The following is an 18083-nucleotide window of genomic DNA, read 5'->3' as shown; positions in this document are numbered from 1 at the left end:
CCCGGGCCGCACATACGGTCCTGCGCATGGACGTGATCAGGCTCGCAGGACCGCCCGGGGTCGGGAAGTCGACGCTCGCGCAGAGGATCGCGCAGGAGAGGTCCTCGACGCTCCCGTCGGTCGGGTACGTGGACATCGATCAGCTCGGCATGCTCTACCCCGCGCCGGAGGGCGACGACGACCGCTGGGCGCTCAAGGAACGCGCCCTGATCGCGCTCGCCGCCGTCCACCGCGAGCGTGGCACCCGCCTGCTCCTGGTCTCCGGGGTCGCCGATCCCGTCGCACCGCCGCCGGAGACCGCGCCGGGCCGCACCCGCTCGCTGTGGCTGACCGCGGAGCCGGAGACGCTGCACGCACGGCTGCAGGGACGCGGATGGGGACCGTCCATGGTCGAGGAGACCGTCGCGACCGGCAGCGCCGAGTCCCGGCGGCGGCACCCCGACTGGACCGGTCTCCCGGTCGACGGCGTCGACGAGGCGCAGGCGGCCGCCGCGGTCCAGGAGCACCTGGCGACGGCGGCGGGGTCCGCCCCGCCCGGAGAGGGGGAGGCGCCCGGAGGACGGCTCGCCGACCACGCGCCCAGCGACCGGGAGCAGCGCGCGGAGCACGATGCGCTCACGACGCCGGTGCTGTGGGTGACCGGGCCGCGCTGCGCGGGCGCCTCGAGCGTCGCCTGGTCCCTCGCGAGCGGCGGCTGGGCGCAGGGACGCCGCACCGGGTTCCTCGATCTCGCCCAGCTCTCGTTCCGGCGCTCCGTCGGCGGCGACGAGTCCGACGGCGTGGTGCCCGACGCCGCGGGGCCCGTCTCCGCAGAGGCCGTCTCCGCAGAGGCCTGGCAGGATCCCGCGCTCGGCCTGGACGTGCTCGCGGCCGTCGCCGCGGTGCTCGTCGGGGCGGGGATGCAGGAGCTCGTCGTCACCGCCCCCTTCCCGGTCCAGCCGGCACAGGTCCGTGCGGCGCTGCCCGGCGCCCCCGTGCGGGTCGTGCGGCTGCACGACGAGCCCGGTGCCCTGCGGGAGCGGGCGCTGCGCCGGCGCGCGGGCGAGGGGCCGATGCTCGCGGGCGACGACCTCATCGGTGCCTCGGACGAGCAGGTCGAGGCGGCCCTGGAGCGCGCCTCGCGAGAGCGGGCCGTGCCGCCGCGCGACGGGGAGGAGACCCTCGAGGTCCACGGCCGGACCCCGGAGGAGCTGGCCTCGCTGATCCGGGACGGCGCCGGCCCGTCCGGTGACACGCGTGATCCGGCGCCCGGTGCTGCCCGGGACGAGGCGGGACGCTGATCAGGCGTCGAGCAGACGCTGCCCCGCCCGTCCCAGCGGGTGCTCCGCCGGGTAGGCGGTGGCCAGGGCGAGGGCGAGCCGCACGGACCACGCGCCCGCTCGATCGGCGAGCGCCGCCCAGAGGGCCGCGTCCTCGATGCCCGGCCAGGTGGCCGTCTCGCGGTAGCGCGCGAGGATCCCCGCGTCCGGGTGATGGAGCAGCAGGGCGCCCAGGTCGCTCGCGGGGTCACCGGGGGTCGCGTCACCCCAGTCGATGAGCACGGGCGGCTCGGCGCCGGTCTCCGGGACCACGAGATTCCCCGGATGGGGGTCCCCGTGGAGCAGCAGGTCCGGGCCCGCCCAGGTCGCGGCGCCGAGCCCGCGGTCCCAGCGACGGCGGGCCTCCTCGCGGGCCCGGCCGGGGAGCTCCGCCCGGTCGAGATCATGCGCGAAGGCCGCGGCCCTGGTCACGAGCGGCACACCCCGCACGGGATTCCGCTCGAGGGAGGCAGCGATCGGGAGGGAATGCACCGCGCCGAGCATCTCCGCGAGCGCCACGGCGGCCCGCTCCTGCTGCGCGGCCGGGGCCGACGCGGCGACCTCCCCGGACGTCCAGGTCACCAGCAGCGCCTCGGGGTGCGTTCCGAGCAGATCAGGGATGCGCATCGGCAGCGGCCCGGCACCGTTCAGCAGGCGCAGCACGATCGCCTCGCGCATGAGCAGCGGCCGCGCCGCCTCCCGTCGGACGACCCGCAGCACGACCGGTCGGCCGTCGGGCCCGGCCTGCTGCCGATGCCCCCGCTCGGGCCGCTCCTCCCCCACTGGCCGGTGCTCCCCCACGGGCCAGAGCACGTTGTCCCATCCCTCACCGAGCGGCGCGGGCCCGATGCGCAGCTGCAGTGACGTGTGCTCGACGCCGGGCTCGAGGTCCAGCTCCTCCAGCAGACGCCGGACCCGCCGCTCGTCGACGGGGAGGTCGGCGGGCGGCGGGCTGACGGTCGACGGACTGACAGGCAACGGGGCCGACGGAGGCGGAGGGACGGGATCCGAGGTCACCGGGCCACGATAGGCGGCCGCGCCCCTGCTCCCGCCGACGGGCGAGGGATCAGATCGCGCCGTCGAGCACCGCGGCGGTGCGGGCGTCCTGCTTGGCGCGGTCCCGCGGGTACACCTTGTAGAAGCCGAACCACAGCACGGCGTTCAGCAGGTAGGGCACCGTCATGAACCACAGGAAGGTGCCGCCCAGGCCGATCGCGTCGGCGATGTTGCCGGCGAACATCGAGAACAGCGCCGCGATGCCGCCCTGGACGAAGGAGAACAGGAACGCGAAGGCGGTGGCGCTCAGCTGCAGCGGGACGACGGTGGAGATCATCGGCAGCACGCAGCCGGAGAAGCCGATCGAGAACACGAGCCCCAGCACGAGCGCCGAGCCGTACACGAACGGGCGGTTCTCGAAGGGCAGCTGGGTGGTGAGCGCGACGGTGATCGCGAAGGTCACGAGGTAGATCTGCATGAGCATGACCCGCCCCTTCGCCCCGAAGCGCTTGTCGAAGAGGTCTCCGAGGTAGCCGCCCAGGAACGCGGAGAACATCGTGCCCACCGAGTACACGGCCATGATGACCGTCGACTCGGGCACCGAGTAGTGGCGCACGTCGACGAGGAAGGTCGAGAAGAACGGGAGCACGGCCACCGAGGTCACGAAGGGGATCATCGCGACCGTGAGCGCGATGGTCGGGATCCGGAACAGCTTCAGCGCGTCGCTGAAGGAGAAGGTGCCGGAATCGGGGTCCGTGCTGATGAGCGAGGAGGAGACGCCGCGGGTGCTCGGCACCCACAGCAGGATCAGGATGCCCGAGAGGATCGAGACGCCGCCCATGGCCCACATGGCGTAGCGCCAGCCGTCGGGGTTCGCGCCGAACATGCCGATCGCCGGGCCCATGACGATGCCGACGCCGCCGCCGATCCCGCGCACGAGCCCGTAGGCCTTCCCACGCTCCGACTTCGCGAAGATGTCCGGCAGCAGTCCGTTGAGGATCGGCTCCGAGGCGACGGTGCCGATCGCGGAGATCGCGAAGAGCACCACGAGCACGGTGTAGTTCGGGGCGAAGCCCGCGAGCACCGTCCACAGGCCCCAGACGCCCGTGACGAGGAAGAGGATCTTCTTGCGGCCGAAGCGGTCCGCCATCATCGCCCAGAACGGGCCGAAGAGCATGCGCGCGAGGCGCGGGATCGCGGTGAGCATGCCGAGCGCGCCGTAGTCGAGGCCGAAGGCCGTGCGGATCAGCGGGAAGAAGACGTTGATGAGGCCGGACTCGGAGTTGTCGACGGCCTGCGAGAAGCCGAGCGCGGCGACCGTGCGCCCGCGCCCGGACGGGACCGCGCCGGGCGCGTCGCCCGAGGGGATCGGGGCGCCGGAGCCGGTGAGCTCGGCGGTGTCGTGGAGCTGAGACATCGATGTCTCCTTTCATGGACCGCGAGGAGCGCCGTCGACGGGCCGCGATGGCCGCGGCTTCGACTGCTGCTCGGGAGAACGAGGCCTCTGCGGTACGGCCCCGGCGCCGATCCTGGGGCTCGTTGCAGTCCTCCCGGCATCCGTTGCCAGCCCTTGCCAGGGGCAACCCCCGGCAACTCCGGCGGGGCCCGGAGCGCCTGCGAAGGCCTCTCCTCGACGACCTGCGGGCACGAGAAAGGCCCCTCCCCCGCGCTGGTGCGCAGGTGAGGGGCCTTCGTCGGTGAGTGCAGTCGTGGAGACGGCGGGAATCGAACCCGCGTCCGATAGTGCGAAGCCAGGGCTTCTCCGGGCGCAGTCCGTGAAGGCGTTTTCTCAGTCCCGACGATCACACGGACACGTCGTCGACGGACTCAGTCACTCTGAGGTGTTCACCCGACCTCGATGACGAAGGTCGGCAGCAGTGGCTCCTTTGATGATGGAACGATCCGGGTCAGGAGCAAGCCCGGGGTTCCAGACTGCTAACGCTGATCAGGCAGCGAGAGCGAAGTCAGTGCGCTTGGTTTCGGCACTTATGGGTTTCCGGAGGACATTAACGAGTTGACTCCGGGTTCTCGGCCCGCTTCCCCTCGCAGGACAACTACCGTCGAAACCGATCGTCCCCTTGCGTGGGTTGCAGCACGGAGGTGACGGCCCTCGGACCGTCCCTGCACTCACTCTTCTGTTGTCAAGCAACCCGTCCCCGGCAGCCGCGCGCGGCCTCCGGGAGCGAGGACGAGTCTACTCCTCCTCGGCCTCGCTGCCCAACGGATATCCGTCAGCTCACGGCGAAGCGGCTCACCCTGGACCTCACGGCGCCCGCGGCGGGATGATGCCACGATGAGCGGATTCCTCGCCGAGGGCGTGCCGGTGACCATCGACGAGAGCACCCTGCGCGAGGTGGTCGAGGATCCCGACGCCCTCGCCGCATGGTGCGACGCGCACCCCGAGGACCCGCGGGCCGTCGCCTACCTGCGGATGCTGGGCCGGCTCGACGAGGCGGCCGCCGCCGGCCGGCGCGGCCTCGAGGACCCGGCCCTGCCCCCGCTCGTGCGGGCCGTGCGCCGCGCCCGCTACGCGCAGGTGCTGCAGTGGCAGGGCGCCTTCCTCCCGGCGGACGAGCAGTTCGACCTCGCCGCCGAGGAGACCGGTCTCGAGGACCCGACGACGCCCTCCTCGCTCTCCGTGCTCGCCGCGGTGTTCCACCAGCGGGCGCTGAGCCGCTTCGAGCATGCGCGCGCGGAGCTCGGCCAGGAACGGCCCCGGGCGGCGGAGCGGCTGCGCACGAGCGCGCTCGAGGACGCCCGACGCGCGCTCATGATGCGGGAGCACCTCGCCGCGGACGACGAGGACCTCGTGGGCGCGAGCCGCCGTGCGGTGCGTCGCCTCGAGCGCGGGCTCTGAGCGGCGTCAGACCAGCTCGCGCTGGCGCATGGCGCGCTGCGCCTCGCGCATGTCCTGCTGCTCGCGGAGGGTCTGCCGCTTGTCCCATTCCTTCTTGCCGCGCGCGAGGCCGATGCTGACCTTCGCGTGGGAGCCGAGGAAGTAGATCTCGAGCGGCACGATCGTGTAGCCCTTCTCGCTGGACTTGCCGGCGAGCTTGAGGATCTCCCGCTTGTGCAGGAGGAGCTTGCGCTTGCGGCGCGCGGCATGGTTGGTCCACGTGCCCTTGACGTACGGGGCGATGTGGACCGCGTCCATCCACACCTCGCCGCCCTCGATGAAGCAGTAGCCGTCGATCAGCGAGGCGCCGCGGTCGCGCAGCGACTTCACCTCGGTGCCGGTCAGCACGATGCCCGCTTCCCAGGTGTCGTCGATGAAGTAGTCGTGGCGAGCGCGCTTATTGGAGGCGATGAGCTTCTTGACGGGGCCGTCGTCGGTCGCCGCCCGGCCCTTGTCGGTCTTCTTCGCCATGGAGTCCTCCTGTCGCTCGCCCGCGGTGGGCCGCACCCTTCGTGCGGCGGACGGACACCCCAGCCTACGCGGCGACGCGCCGTGCGACGAGCCGTTTTCCTGCGCCCTGGGCGGACGTCACCCGCCGCCGTCGGCCGCCCTCGGGATCGCCGATCGCGGGGCCGGCGCTCACACGTAGCCGGCGGGGTCCACGGCGTTGCCGTCCTCGTGCACCTCGAAGTGCAGGTGGCAGCCCGTCGAGGAACCGGTCGTGCCCACGTAGGCGACGGTCTGGCCGGCCTTCACCGACTGCCCCGCGCTCACGGCGTAGCCCTGCAGGTGGTGGTACGAGGTCGTGATGACCTTGCCGCCCGAGATGCCGTGGCTGAGGATCAGCTTGTTGCCGGCGCTGTGGTTGAAGGTCGTCGCGAGGACGCGACCGTCGTGCGCCGCCTTCACAGGGGTGCCGCAGGCGACCGGGAAGTCGACGCCCGCGTGGAGCTTCCGCGTGTGGTAGATCGGGTGGTAGCGCCAGCCGAAGTTCGAGTTCATGCGCGAGTCCACGGGCCGGATCCAGCCGCCCTTCGCAGAGCTCGAGCCGCCGCTGTCCCCGCCCGAGGGCGCCGGGGTGGACGCGGCGGCCGCCTGCTCGCGCTCCTTCTCCTGGCGGGCGAGCTCGGCGATCTCGTCGTCGAGCGTGCCGCCGCGGTCCTCGAGGTCGCCCTCCTGGTCCTGGTACTTCTTCTTCTTCGCCTCGAGGTCGTCCCGCTGCTGGGTCTGCTGGGCGTAGAGGTCGTCGAGGGAGGACTTCGCGTCCGAGGCCTTCTGCTCCGCGTCCTCGGTGCGCTGGACGGCGTCCTCGGACTGCTGCTTGAGGTCGTCGATCTCCTCGCGCACGGCGGTGAGGCGGTCCGCGGAGTTCTCGGTGAGCGCCTGATCGGTGCGCAGCGAGTCCAGACGGCTGCCCTGGGAGGCCAGGGTGAGGCGGTAGTTCATCGAGCGGTCCACCGCGTCCTGCGGGGTCGCGCTGTCGAGGTACACGCTCGCCGGGCTGGGCAGCCCACCGCCCTTGTAGGCCTCGATCGCGACCTGCTTGAGCTCCTCGTCGGAGGAGTCGACCTCCTGCTGCCCGGTGTCGACCTCGCCGGAGAGCTCACGCTCCTCCTCCTGCGCCGCCTCGAGCCGGTCACCGGTCTGCTGGTCCTCCTGGCGCGCGGCCTCGAGCTCCGCCTGGGCGTCGTCGAGGTCCTGCTGCGCCTGCGGGATCAGCAGCTCGGTCTCCGCGAGGTCGAGGTAGGTCTGGGCGAGGTCGTCGTTGACGTCGCTCAGCTCGATGCGGAGGTCCTCGAGCTGCTGATCCACCGAGGCGCGCTCGGCGACCTTGTCGTCCTTGGACCCCTCGGCGAGGGCCGCGGGCGCGGTGAGCAGCGGCCCCATGAGCAGGGCCGCCGCGGCGAGCACGGTCAGCGGGCGGCGCAGCGCGGAGGGCCTCATGCTCACACCTTCAGGTAGCGGTTCAGGGACACCACGGAGGCGCCGATCGCGAGCACGGCGCCGAGCACCACGAGGATCGGCGCGGCCCACAGCAGGTCCCCGGTCGTGATGGTGATGAGCTCCGCGCCGAGGGTCGGTGTCAGCCAGTCCTCGACGATGTAGTGCAGGCCCAGCCACAGCATCCCCGAGGCGATGACGCCGCCGATGATCGCGGCGACCGCCCCCTCGAGCAGGAACGGGGCCCGGATGAACACATTGGACGCGCCCACGAGGCGCATGATCGCGATCTCCCGGCGCCTGCCCGCGACGGACATGCGGATCGTGGTGGCGACCAGCAGCGCGGCCGCGATGAGCATGAGCACCGCGAGACCGAGGGCGAAGAGCGTGGACTGGTTCAGCACGTCGATGAACGGGGCGAAGGCGCTCAGGAGATCGGTGACCTCGTCGACGCCGTCCCTGCCCTGGAAGAACTCCACCACGGCGGCGGACTCCTCCGCGTCCTTGAGCGTGAGGTGGAAGGAGACGGGCATGTCCTCGGCGGTGAAGTTGGAGACGAACCCCTCGCCGGAGAACTGGTCCTGGTAGATCTTCAGCGCCTCCTCCTGCGACCGCTCCTCGTAGGACTCGACGTACGGGGAGAGCACGTCGCCCTCGAGGGCGGTGCGCACCTCCTCGATCTGGGCGTCGCTCGCCGCTCCCCCGGCGCACGAGGCGGCGGTCGAGTGCGGGGAGCACAGGTAGATCGTCACCTGCGACTGCTCGACGAGCGTGGACTTCATGTCCATGATCTGCTTCTGCATCAGCAGACCGGCGCCCACGAAGGAGAGGGACACGGCGGTCACGATGACCACGGAGATCACCATGGCGACATTGCGCCAGAGGCCGGTGAGGATCTCCCCGAGGATGTAGCGGGCCCTCATCGGTGGTCCTCCTCGTCCTCGGCGAAGGCGGCGTCGTCCGCGTCCAGGTGGTGGGCCTCGCGCTCGTCGATGAGGTCCTCCTCGAGGACGTCCTCGGAGGCGCGGTCCTCGTCGACGTGATCATGGCCGGCGCGACCGGCGCGCTCGGCGACGTCGGGAGCCGGCGTCGGGTCCGACGGCCGCGAGGGATCGGCCGGGTCTGCGGCACCGGCGACGGTCACCGACTCGCCGTCCTCCGCATGGCCCGAGATGACGCTGTCCTCGGCGGCTGACTCGTAGCCGCCTCCCTCCTCGTCGCGCACGACCTCGCCGCCCACCATCTCGACGACGCGGCGGCGCATCCGGTTCACGGCGGCGCGGTCGTGGGTGGCCATGACGACCGTCGTCCCGCGCTCGTTGATCTCGGCGAGCAAGTCCAGGATGCCCTCCGCGGTGGCCGGGTCGAGGTTGCCGGTGGGCTCGTCGGCCAGCAGGATCGAGGGCCGGTTGACGTAGGCGCGGGCGATCGCGACGCGCTGCTGCTCACCGCCGGAGAGCTCGTGCGGGAGGCGGCGGCCCTTGTCCTCCAGGCCCACCATCTCGAGCATCTCGGGGACCAGGCGCCGCACCACCTTGCGGGGCGTGCCGATCACCGCGAGCGCGAACTCGATGTTCTGGTAGGCCGTCTTCGAGGGCAGGAGCCGGAAGTCCTGGAACACCATGCCGATGTCGCGGCGCAGCGCAGGCACGCGCCACGAGGGGATCCGGGCGAGGTCCTTGCCGGCCACGTGGACGGAGCCGCGCGTGGGCGCGACCTCCTTGAGGACCATCCGCATGAGGGTGGACTTCCCCGAGCCGGAGGCGCCGACGAGGAACACGAACTCCCCGCGGGCGAACTCGATGTCGAGGTTCTCCACCGCGGGGCTCTGACCGCGCAGGTACGTCTTGGTGACGTTGTCGAAACGGATCACGGGAGGGGATCGGTGCCTGTCACATCGGGGGCGTCGTGCCGTTCCAGGGTAGAAGGCGCGCGGGGCGGCGCGCCGCACGGCCCGCCCGGATCGAGGTCAAGACCTGGTCAAACCTGATCGGAGCGGAGACGCGGCGGCCCGCAGGAGCGGCGATACGGCGGGCGGCGGCGGGGCGTCCCGCCCCGGGGATCAGTCCTCGGAGCGGTTCTGGCCGGCGCGCCAGCGGATGCCGGCGTCGATGAACTCGTCGATCTCGCCGTCGAACACCGAGGAGGGGTTGCCCTCCTGGTACTCGGTGCGGAGGTCCTTGACCATCTGGTACGGGTTCAGCACGTAGGAGCGCATCTGGTCGCCCCAGCTGGCCTTCACGTCCCCCGCGAGCTCCTTGCGCTCCGCGGCCTCCTCGGCCTTCTTCAGCAGCAGCAGGCGGGACTGCATGACGCGCAGCGCCGCGGCGCGGTTCTGGATCTGGGACTTCTCGTCCTGCATCGAGACCACGATGCCGGTGGGGAGGTGGGTCATGCGCACGGCCGAGTCGGTCGTGTTGACGCTCTGGCCGCCGGGGCCCGAGGAGCGGAACACGTCCACCTTGAGCTCGTTCTCCGGGATCTCCACGGAGTCGGTGGACTCGATGAGCGGGATGACCTCGACCGCCGCGAAGGAGGTCTGGCGGCGGCCCTGGTTGTCGAAGGGGCTGATGCGCACGAGGCGGTGGGTGCCGCCCTCGACGGAGAGGGTGCCGTAGGCGAAGGGCGCGGAGACCTCGAAGGTGACGGACTTCAGGCCCGCCTCCTCCGCGTAGGAGGTGTCCATGATCTTGGTCGGGTAGCCGTGGCGCTCCGCCCAGCGCACGTACATGCGCAGGAGCATCTCGGCGAAGTCCGCCGCGTCGACGCCGCCGGCGCCCGCGCGGATCGTCACGACCGCGTTGCGCTCGTCGTACTCGCCGGCGAGCAGGGTGCGCACCTCGAGCTCGTCGAGGGACTTCTTGATCGAGCGGTACTCGGACTCGGCCTCGGCGAGGGTGTCCTCGTCGTCCTCCTCCGCGGCGAGCTCGACCATGACCTCGAGGTCCTCGATGCGGCCGTCGAGCTCGGAGATGCGGCGGCGCTCGGCCTGGGCGTGGGAGAGGGCGGCGGAAACCTTCTGGGCGTTCTCGACGTCGTCCCAGAGATCGGGCGCGGAGGCCTGCTGCTCGAGCCCCGCGATCTTCTCGTCGAGGGCGTCGATGTCCGTCACCTGCTCGATCGACGAGAGCGTCGAGCGCAGATGGGGGATCTCTTCGGAGAAGTCGATGGCAGCCACGAGGGGGGAGTCTACGGCAGGGGCGGCCGGGTGCCTGCGGGATCGCCGGGTGCGGCGGTCGCGGGGCGTCGCATCTCACGGACGTGACCCGCCTCGATCGCCTGCCCGATCTCCCGCCCGATCGCCTCCAGCAGCTCCTCGCCGCGGGCGATCGCGTCCTCGACGCCGCCCGCGCGGGAGACGAGGTCCAGGGCACGGCGGATCCCGGCCTGCTCGAGCTGCTCTTCGCCGAGGGTGACGGCGCCCGCGACCGCCCACACCGGGATCCCGGCGGCGACGGCGCGGCGGGCGACCTCCGCCGGGCCCTTGCCGTGCAGGGTCTGCTCGTCGAGCTTCCCCTCCCCCGTCACCACGAGATCGGCGCCGGCGAGGCGCTCGTCGAAGCCGGCGAACTCGAGGACGACGTCCGCCCCGGAGCGCTGGGTCGCCCCGAGCAGCAGCAAGGCGAAGCCGGTCCCTCCGGCCGCCCCGGCGCCGGCGGCTCGCGCGTGCCCACCCTCGGGGTCCAGGAGCGCGGCCGCACGGGAGAGGATCGCCTCCGCCTCACGCACACTGTCCTCGTCCAGGCCCTTCTGCGGGCCGTACACCGCGGCCGCGCCCTCGGGACCGAGCAGGGGGTTCGCGACGTCGTTCGCGGCGATCAGGGTCACGCCGTCGAGGGCCGCGAGGGCCGGGGCGACATCCGCCTGCGCGAGCTCCTCGAGCCCGGCGAGACCCGGGGCGATCGGCTCGCCGCCGGCGGTGAGCAGTCTCGCGCCGAGGGCCCGGAGCAGTCCCGCGCCCGCGTCGGTCGAGGCGCTCCCGCCGAGGCCCACGACGATCGTGCGCGCTCCGGCGCCGACGGCCGCGAGGATCAGCTCCCCGAGCCCGCGGGTCGAGGCAGTGCGCGGGGCGAGGTCCCCGCCCGGGAGCGCCGCGAGGCCCACGGCGCTCGCGAGCTCGAGGACGGCGACGTCACCGTCGAGGGCCCAGGTCGATTCGTGGGGTTCGCCCGTGGGCCCGGTGATCCGTGCGGTGCGCTCCTCGGCGCCGGCGGCGAGCGCGGCGTCGACCGTTCCGTCCCCGCCGTCCGCGATCGGGCAGCTCGTGAGCGCGGCCCCGGGGGCCGTCGCCGTGATCCCGCGGGCGAGGGCGGCGGCGACCTGCGCGGCGGTGAGGGAGCCCTTGAACTTGTCCGGGGCGAGCAGGACGGCCGTCATGCCACGGCTCCCGGGAGCGGGGCGGGAGCGATGGTCGGGTGCGACGGCGTCATCGGCGGACCTCCGGGTGGTGAGGGTGGGACGTGCGCTGCGGGCGGCGGCTCTGCGGCAGGGGCTGCTCGCACGCTAGTCGACGGCGCTCACCGGGGTCGACGTGCGGCCACGGGTCGGGAGGGGCGTGAGCCGGGCACGCGCATCCCGGCCATCGGTCGGTGCCGCGGTCGGCGTGCGGGGGCGCCCGTCCCGTTCAGCGGGCGCGCGACTCACCCTCGACCTGGAGCGGGATCGAGGTGCCGCTCCGGCGCGTGAACCATCCGGCCAGCGGCGGGTCCGTGCGCGCGGAGAGGACGATGCGCACGGTGCCGTCCGCCTCCACGCTCACCTCGTCGAGCCCGATGTCGTGGGTGCGGGTCGTGTCCAGCGGGTAGCGGGAGAGCTGCTCCTCCGCGGCGGCCCGGGCCGAGGACTCCGTGATCGGGGAGGAGTCGCCGGCCGTGTAGATCTCCTCCATGTCCACCCCCTGGGCAGCGGCGAGCGCGATCGAGTCGGCGGCGGACTGCAGCTCGTTGCGCTCGAGGTGCACCCCGGTGATCGCGGCGCCCACGGCCATCACGAGCAGGATCACGACGAGCACCCCGGTGGTGAGGACGGTCATCGATCCCTCGCTCGCGCGGATCGCCGCGCGCAGGGAGCGCGGTCCGGGACCGCTGGGGCGGGCGCGATGCACGGGACGGGGCACGGTGCTCATCCGTTCGGCGCCCGGTAGCGGTCCACGGGCACGGCATGGGTCGCGCTCACGGCGACCGGTCCCCCACCGCCGAGGACGGGTCCGAGGCCCGGCACCGGCACGGGGATCCGCACCTGCGCGGTGACGAGGCCACCGGGGGTCGAGCAGGGATCCTCGGTGCAGGAGATCGTCACGACGTCCTGGGCCTCGAGGCCGAAGTCCTCGAGCACGAGCCTGGTGTGCCGGGCGGCACGGTCCCGGGCCGTGCCCGGATCCTCCTCGACGGCGTGGATGCGGGCGGCGTCGCGGGCGACGACGTCCGCCGCGAAGACCGCCGACTGCACCGAGCCGAGGGTCAGCACGAGGTACAGGGTCGGGATCAGGAGCGCGACGCCGAGCACGACGAACTCCACGAGGGCGTTGCCGTCCTCCCCCGCGGGGCCGGCGGTCCGGGCGGCGCGCCGCGCGCCCGTCGGGAGGTGGCGGCCCGCGGCGAGGCGGAGCTCGGCGCCGGGTCCCCGCTGCCGCCGCGGGATCGGCCGCCCGCTCACCAGGACTCCTCGTCCAGGGCGCGCCCCTCGACGTGCAGGGAGGCCTCGGGACCCAGCAGTCCCACGAGCGGGAGCGTCGCCTCGACCTCGACGGTCACGAGGCCGTCGGCGTCCTGGGAGGCCACGGCATGCGCGTCGTAGCCGGAGCCGAAGCGCTCGGCGATCAGCCGCTCCGCCCGGAGCGCACCGTCCTCCGGGGTGGCGCCCACGAGCGCCGCCCGATGCGCGCCCTGGACGGCCGCGTCGGTGAGCGTGTTGCGCGTGTGCAGCAGCAGCGCCGCCTGCACGATCGTGAGGGCGATGACGATGATGAGCGCCGCGACCATCGGGAACTCGGCGACGGCAGAGCCCCGCTCCGAGGCGAGACGGTCCCGCAGCCGGTCCGGGCGGATCCGCCGCGCGCGCGAGGAGGCTCCGCTCGCCGTCGCCACGGCCGTCGGGCGCGGTGCCGGACGAGTCGTCGGGCACAGGGATGCTGGGCGCGTCATCGGCTGGGACCTCCTCCCCGGGCTGATCGTGCGGGCTGTCAGGACGGACCGGGACGGCTCAGAGCGAGCCGCCGAGGAACGGCGCCATCGCGTTCTCGAAGATCTGCACGATCTGGTCGCTCGCCACGGCCCACAGGGCGATGACGATCCCGGCGGTCATCAGCGTGATGAGGACCCAGCCCGGGACGTCGCCGCGCTCGGAGCCGAGGCGGGAGGCGAGGGCGGCGAGCAGCCGGCGGTGGACCGGGGGCTTCGGGCGGGCGAGGTGGGTGCGATGCACGGTCATGGTGTCCTCCTCGGACGGTTCGGTGTGCGTGCGATGCAGGGACGGATGGGCGGGGTGGGACGGGAGGGCGCGGAGCGCCTCACAGCGCGATCTCCAGGACGGCGAGGCCGGGGAAGATCGCGAAGACGATGACGAGCGGCAGGACCAGGAAGACGACGGGGACGAGCATGACCACCTCACGGCGGCCGGCGGTCTCCATGAGGTCCCGCTTGGCGGATTCCCGCGCGTCCTGCGCCTGGGCGCGGAGCACGTCGGCGAGCGGGGTGCCGCGCTCGATGGCGACGGAGACGCCCTCCCCGAACCGGGCGAGGGCCGTGAGCGGGGTGCGCGTACCGAGCGCCGCGAGCGCCGGGGCGACGCCGGTCCCGGCGTGGATGTCCGCGACGGTCGCCGCGAACTCGTCCGGCAGCGCTCCGGTCGAGGAGCGGGCGACCCGCTCCATCGCCCCGATGGGGCTCTCGCCGGCCGCGACGGCGAGCGCGAGGAGATCGGCGACGGTGGGGAACTCCCGGGCCATGCGCGAGGCGCGGCGCTTGATCTCCATGGTCAGCAGGTAGTCGCGCAGGAGGACGCCGAGGACCACACCGATCGCGACGATGAGCAGCCCCATGAGGGGGCTCGTCCCGCGCAGGCCGATCGCGGCGAGCGCGACGCCGAGCCCGATCACGAGGCCGATCGCGCCGAACACCACCTGCTCGATGCGGAAGGAGTCCACGCTGCTGCGCCGGCCCGCAAGGCGCAGCCGCTTCTCGAGCTGCTCCGCGCCTCCCGTGAGCCGCTCGAGCAGGCCGAGCGCGTGCTGGGCCACGGGGCCCAGCAGGTTCTCGATCACGAGGCGGGCGCGGCCGGAGTCGGGCGAGGCGTCGAGCAGGGCGCTGCCCGCGGCGCGGCGCAGGTACGGGTCGACGCGCGCGGCGAGGTCGCGTCGTCGCAGCCAGGGCAGGAACCCGCTGATGAGGACCAGCCCGCAGCCGAGCATGAGACCCAGCAGAGCTCCCGCGACGACGGTGCTCGGCCCGGTCATCGCAGCACCCGCTCGTCCTGCGGGAGCCGCGCGATGACGAGCATGACGCGGTAGGCGATCACGGAGACGACGGCGCCGCCGAGGATCATCACGAGCCCCGCGCTCGAGTCGTAGGCCTGCGCGGCCTCGGGCCGCGTCGCCATGAGGGCCAGCACGAGCCACGGGGCGACGAGGGCGAGGCGCGCGGCGTTCACGGTCCAGGACTGCCGCGCCTCGATCTCCGCGCGGGTGCGGGCGTCCTCGCGCAGGAAGGCGGAGAGGGTGCGCAGCAGCGCGCCCAGATCGGTGCCGCCCACGTCGCGGGTGATGCGCAGGGCCTCGACGATGCGGTCGCCGACGGGATCCGCGAGGCGCACCTTGAGCCGGTCCAGGCTCGCTGCGAAGTCGCCGCTGGCCTGGTAGTCCCGCCCGAACTCGGTGAACGCGGGGCGCAGCTGCTCGGGTCCCTTGCGGCTGAGCTGGACGAGGGCCTCGGGCAGCGAGAGCCCCGCCCGGATCGCGGAGTTGATGTGGTCGACGGCCTCCGGCCACACCTCGCGCAGGGCGGTGGCACGGCGCCGCGCGGCGGAGCGCAGCAGCAGCACCGGGAGACCGCTCGAGGCGGTGCCGATCGTGACCGAGGGGACCACCGCGCCGGAGACCGCCCACAGCGCCGCGGCGACCACGAGCCCGAGGCCGGCGCTCAGCAGGGGGACCGCGATCGGCGGGACCGTCCCGAGGCCGACGACGACGAGGTCGTCGCGGAGCCGGTCGAGGACCTCCCCGATCCGGCCGCGGCGCACGGCGGATCCCTCCTGCTCCCACAGCGACCACCAGATCGCGAGCAGCCCGAGGCCCAGCACGAGGCCGACGAAGGCGCCGTCGATCATGCCGCCTCCCCGGGCGCGAGGATCCCGCGGAGGTCGACCCCGGCGCGCGCGAAGCGATCGGGGTGCGGCGGGTGCCCGTCGCCGCGCACGAGGCGGTCGCCCTGGACGCTGAAGAGGTCGGAGACCTCGATGACCTCGTCCTCGACGCGGCCCGAGAGGCCCACGATCTCGCGGACCCGCCGGCGGCCGTCGGCGAACATGTCGAGATGGACGACGATGTCGATCGCGCTCGCGACGGTGGGGACGACGAAGCGGCTCGCGACGTTCTCCCCGGCGAGCAGGGGCAGGGTGCAGAGCTTCGCGACCGCATCCCGCGCGGAGTTCGCGTGCAGGGTGCAGAGCCCGGGCAGGCCGCTGTTGAGGGCGATGAGCATGTCCAGCGCCTCCGCCTCGCGCACCTCCCCCACGACGATGCGGCTCGGGCGCATGCGCAGCGCCTCCTTCACGAGCCGCCGCATCGAGATCTCGCCGGTGCCCTCGAGGTTCGCCTGGCGGGTCTGGAGGGCGACCACGTCCCGCAGCGGCAGCGCGAGCTCGAAGACCTCCTCGATGGTGACGACGCGCTCGCGGGGCCCGACGGACTGGGCGAGGCAGCGCAGGAAGGTCGTCTTCCCGGCACCGGTCGCGCCGCTGACGATGACGTTGAGACCGGCCGCGACGGCGGCGTCGAGGAAGGCCGCGGCCTGCGGCGTGAGCGAGCCGAGCTGCACCATGCCCTCGAGGTCGTGGGCCTTGGCGACGAACTTGCGGATGTTGACGGAGGCGTGGCGCCGGGTGACCGAGGGGATGACCACGTGGAGGCGGGAGCCGTCCGGCAGGAGGGCGTCCACGAAGGGGGTGCTGAGGTCGAGTCGGCGCCCGGAGCTCACGAGCATGCGCTCGACGATCCCGCGCACCTCGTCGTCCGTCATGACGATCGTGGTGAGCTCGCTGCGCCCGTTGCGGGCGCAGAAGATCTGGGTGGGCGAGTTGACCCAGATCTCCTCGACGCCCGGGTCGTCGAGCAGGTCCTGGAGGGGGCCGAATCCGCCGATCCTCGCCGCGACCTCCGCGACCACGAGGTCGGTGTCGCGCACGGTGGGGACGGCGCCGCCGGCGGCGCGGCGGTCGTAGTCGGTGACGACCTCGCGGATGAGCGGCTCGAGCCCGTCGGCGCGCGCATCGAGGCCGCGGCGGCGGATCAGCTCCCGCGACTCGGCCTCGATGATGGTGGCGGCGTCCATCCCACTCCCCTCGGTGGTCCCACGATCGCGGTCGGTGCCGACCCCTCGGTCGGTCCCGCGTCGTTCCTCGCCGGTCACTGTAGGAAGCACGGCGCTCCGCCCGCTCGCCGCTCCCCGGGAATGTGGACAACTCTCCCAGACTCCTTTCGTGCAAGGATGTCGGTGCAGGTGACACACCGTGGCGCCGCCGCGCGCCCCGTCCCGTCAGGAGCACGTCCATGGCACTGTCCTCCGCATCGCCCGGCTCGAACGGCGAGCTCGACTCCTCCCCCCGGCTCAGCCGGCCCACGCTGAAGTACATGGCCAAGCGGGTCCTCGCGGAGTTCTCCCGGGACGGCGGCACCGATCAGGCCGCGAAGCTGACCTACTTCATGGTGCTGTCCATCGCGCCGACCCTGCTGGCCGTCTTCTCCCTCGCGACCCTGCTGCTCTCGAGCATCAAGGACCAGATCTCCCAGCTCCTCGTCGACGCGATCAACAGCGCGGCCGGCGGCAGCGGACTGGGCGCCGACAAAGCGGTGAAGTCCACGGTCGATTCGCTCATGGGCTCCGCGAGCGGCGGCACGATCGCGCTCATCATCGGTATCGCGACCGCGCTGTGGTCCGCCTCCGCGTACGTGAAGGCCTTCGGCCGCGTCGCCAACGACATCTACGAGGTGCCCGAGGGCCGCGGCCCGATCCGCCTCAACGGCGGCATGCTCGCCCTCACCGCCGCCCTCGTGCTCGGGATCCTGCTCGTGCTCATCTCGATCCTGCTCAACGAGACGATCGTGCAGGGCGTGCTGGGCCCGATCGCGGACTCGATCGGCGCGGGTGGCGTGCTCACCTTCCTCATGGACTCCTTCCTGCCGATCTGGGCGTGGGTGAAGTGGCCCGTCATCCTGGTGCTCGCCTTCGCGCTCATCTCGCTGCTCTACTGGGGCGCCCCGAACGTGGAGAAGCCGTTCCGCCTGATCTCCCCCGGCGGCGTCGTCGCGATCATCGGGGTGGCCGTCGCCGCGGTCGCCGTCTCGATCTATATGACCACCTTCGCGAGCTACTCGAGCTACGGCGCGATCGGCGGCATCATGGCCGTCCTGTTCGCCCTGTGGATCATGAACATCGTGGTGCTGATCGGCGCGGAGGTCGACGCCGAGTTCGAGCGGGCCCGCGAGCTCGAGGCCGGGCGCCCCGCGGAGGACGGCCTCGCCCTCCCGCTGCGCGGCGAGAAGGGCGCGGAGAAGGCGGAGGCCAAGCACGAGAAGCTCGTGGACGAGGGCCGCGACATCCGCCTGCGGAACCTCCACCGCGACGCCGACTCCTACACCTCCGAGGAGTACCGCCTGACCCCGCGCGAGGCGAGCGGGGAGGACGCCGCCGGCGGCGGGGACGCCGGGTCGGACACCACCGGGTCCAAGGACTCCTGAC

General features: G+C 72.9%; 18 protein-coding genes and 1 other RNA gene. 3 read left to right on the top strand and 16 right to left on the bottom strand.

The annotated features are described in order from the left end of the window. The first annotated feature begins 26 nt into the window (after positions 1-26). Complete coding sequence (locus NLU66_RS09540; protein WP_259359480.1) at positions 27-1280, top strand: AAA family ATPase; 1254 nt, start codon at positions 27-29, stop codon at positions 1278-1280. On the opposite strand, the gene NLU66_RS09535 is transcribed toward NLU66_RS09540, so the two are convergent. The 3 genes from NLU66_RS09535 to ssrA all read right to left on the bottom strand — a co-directional run bounded on the left by NLU66_RS09535 (position 1281) and on the right by ssrA (position 4372). Next, positions 1281-2315 carry a phosphotransferase gene (locus NLU66_RS09535; protein ID WP_259359479.1) on the bottom strand — a complete coding sequence of 345 codons (1035 nt, stop codon included), beginning with the start codon at positions 2313-2315 and terminating at the stop codon, positions 1281-1283. Positions 2316-2364: 49 nt separating this feature from the next. Beyond that, positions 2365-3711 (bottom strand): MFS transporter, encoded by a 1347-nt coding sequence (locus NLU66_RS09530; RefSeq protein WP_259359478.1) that lies wholly within the window; start codon positions 3709-3711, stop codon positions 2365-2367. Positions 3712-4001: 290 nt separating this feature from the next. Then, positions 4002-4372, bottom strand: a transfer-messenger RNA (tmRNA) gene (ssrA, locus tag NLU66_RS09525). Between the two features lie 215 nt (positions 4373-4587). Between ssrA and NLU66_RS09520 the strand changes: the two genes are divergently transcribed. After that, positions 4588-5151, top strand: a complete 564-nt coding sequence (locus NLU66_RS09520; protein WP_259359477.1) for a hypothetical protein — start codon at positions 4588-4590, stop codon at positions 5149-5151. Positions 5152-5157: 6 nt separating this feature from the next. Here NLU66_RS09520 and smpB read toward each other — a convergent pair whose 3' ends face one another. From smpB to NLU66_RS09455, 13 genes are all read right to left on the bottom strand, one after another. After that, a complete protein-coding gene (gene smpB / locus NLU66_RS09515) occupies positions 5158-5661 on the bottom strand; it encodes an SsrA-binding protein SmpB (RefSeq protein WP_259359476.1) in 504 nt (167 codons plus the stop codon). A 168-nt stretch (positions 5662-5829) separates the two neighbouring features. Continuing rightward, the gene (locus NLU66_RS09510; RefSeq protein WP_259359475.1) at positions 5830-7134 is read right to left on the bottom strand and encodes a peptidoglycan DD-metalloendopeptidase family protein; all 1305 of its coding nucleotides are present in this window, start codon (positions 7132-7134) and stop codon (positions 5830-5832) included. Between the two features lie 2 nt (positions 7135-7136). After that, a complete protein-coding gene (gene ftsX, locus NLU66_RS09505) occupies positions 7137-8054 on the bottom strand; it encodes a permease-like cell division protein FtsX (protein ID WP_259359474.1) in 918 nt (305 codons plus the stop codon). Then, positions 8051-9004 (bottom strand): cell division ATP-binding protein FtsE, encoded by a 954-nt coding sequence (gene ftsE / locus NLU66_RS09500; protein WP_259359473.1) that lies wholly within the window; start codon positions 9002-9004, stop codon positions 8051-8053. Before ftsE ends, ftsX begins: the two co-directional genes overlap by 4 nt. A gap of 189 nt (positions 9005-9193) precedes the next feature. Continuing rightward, positions 9194-10309 (bottom strand): peptide chain release factor 2, encoded by a 1116-nt coding sequence (gene prfB, locus NLU66_RS09495; RefSeq protein WP_259359472.1) that lies wholly within the window; start codon positions 10307-10309, stop codon positions 9194-9196. Between the two features lie 11 nt (positions 10310-10320). Further along, entirely contained in the window at positions 10321-11508 is a 1188-nt protein-coding gene (locus NLU66_RS09490) for a glycerate kinase (RefSeq protein WP_259359471.1), read from the bottom strand. Between the two features lie 247 nt (positions 11509-11755). Next, a complete protein-coding gene (locus NLU66_RS09485) occupies positions 11756-12247 on the bottom strand; it encodes a pilus assembly protein TadG-related protein (protein WP_259359470.1) in 492 nt (163 codons plus the stop codon). A 5-nt stretch (positions 12248-12252) separates the two neighbouring features. Further along, a complete protein-coding gene (locus tag NLU66_RS09480) occupies positions 12253-12786 on the bottom strand; it encodes a hypothetical protein (RefSeq protein WP_259359469.1) in 534 nt (177 codons plus the stop codon). Then, a complete protein-coding gene (locus NLU66_RS09475; protein ID WP_259359468.1) occupies positions 12783-13274 on the bottom strand; it encodes a TadE/TadG family type IV pilus assembly protein in 492 nt (163 codons plus the stop codon). The genes NLU66_RS09480 and NLU66_RS09475 overlap by 4 nt, the downstream gene beginning before the upstream one ends. Positions 13275-13332: 58 nt before the next feature. Beyond that, positions 13333-13560, bottom strand: coding sequence for a hypothetical protein (locus NLU66_RS09470; protein WP_137770400.1), 228 nt, complete (start codon positions 13558-13560; stop codon positions 13333-13335). Between the two features lie 79 nt (positions 13561-13639). Further along, positions 13640-14584: a type II secretion system F family protein gene (locus NLU66_RS09465; RefSeq protein WP_259359467.1), complete on the bottom strand. Its 945-nt coding sequence runs from the start codon at positions 14582-14584 to the stop codon at positions 13640-13642. Then, complete coding sequence (locus NLU66_RS09460; RefSeq protein WP_259359466.1) at positions 14581-15453, bottom strand: type II secretion system F family protein; 873 nt, start codon at positions 15451-15453, stop codon at positions 14581-14583. Before NLU66_RS09460 ends, NLU66_RS09465 begins: the two co-directional genes overlap by 4 nt. Further along, positions 15450-16676, bottom strand: a complete 1227-nt coding sequence (locus tag NLU66_RS09455) for a CpaF family protein (RefSeq protein ID WP_259359465.1) — start codon at positions 16674-16676, stop codon at positions 15450-15452. The genes NLU66_RS09460 and NLU66_RS09455 overlap by 4 nt, the downstream gene beginning before the upstream one ends. Before the next feature lie 218 nt (positions 16677-16894). Between NLU66_RS09455 and NLU66_RS09450 the strand changes: the two genes are divergently transcribed. After that, positions 16895-18082, top strand: coding sequence for a YihY/virulence factor BrkB family protein (locus NLU66_RS09450; RefSeq protein ID WP_259359464.1), 1188 nt, complete (start codon positions 16895-16897; stop codon positions 18080-18082). Position 18083: the final 1 nt, after the last annotated feature.

The organism is Brachybacterium sp. NBEC-018 (genome assembly GCF_024860185.1).
GTDB lineage: Bacteria > Actinomycetota > Actinomycetes > Actinomycetales > Dermabacteraceae > Brachybacterium > Brachybacterium rhamnosum.
Note: the sequence above shows the minus strand (reverse complement) of the source record. Positions and strands in the feature narration are given on the sequence as shown.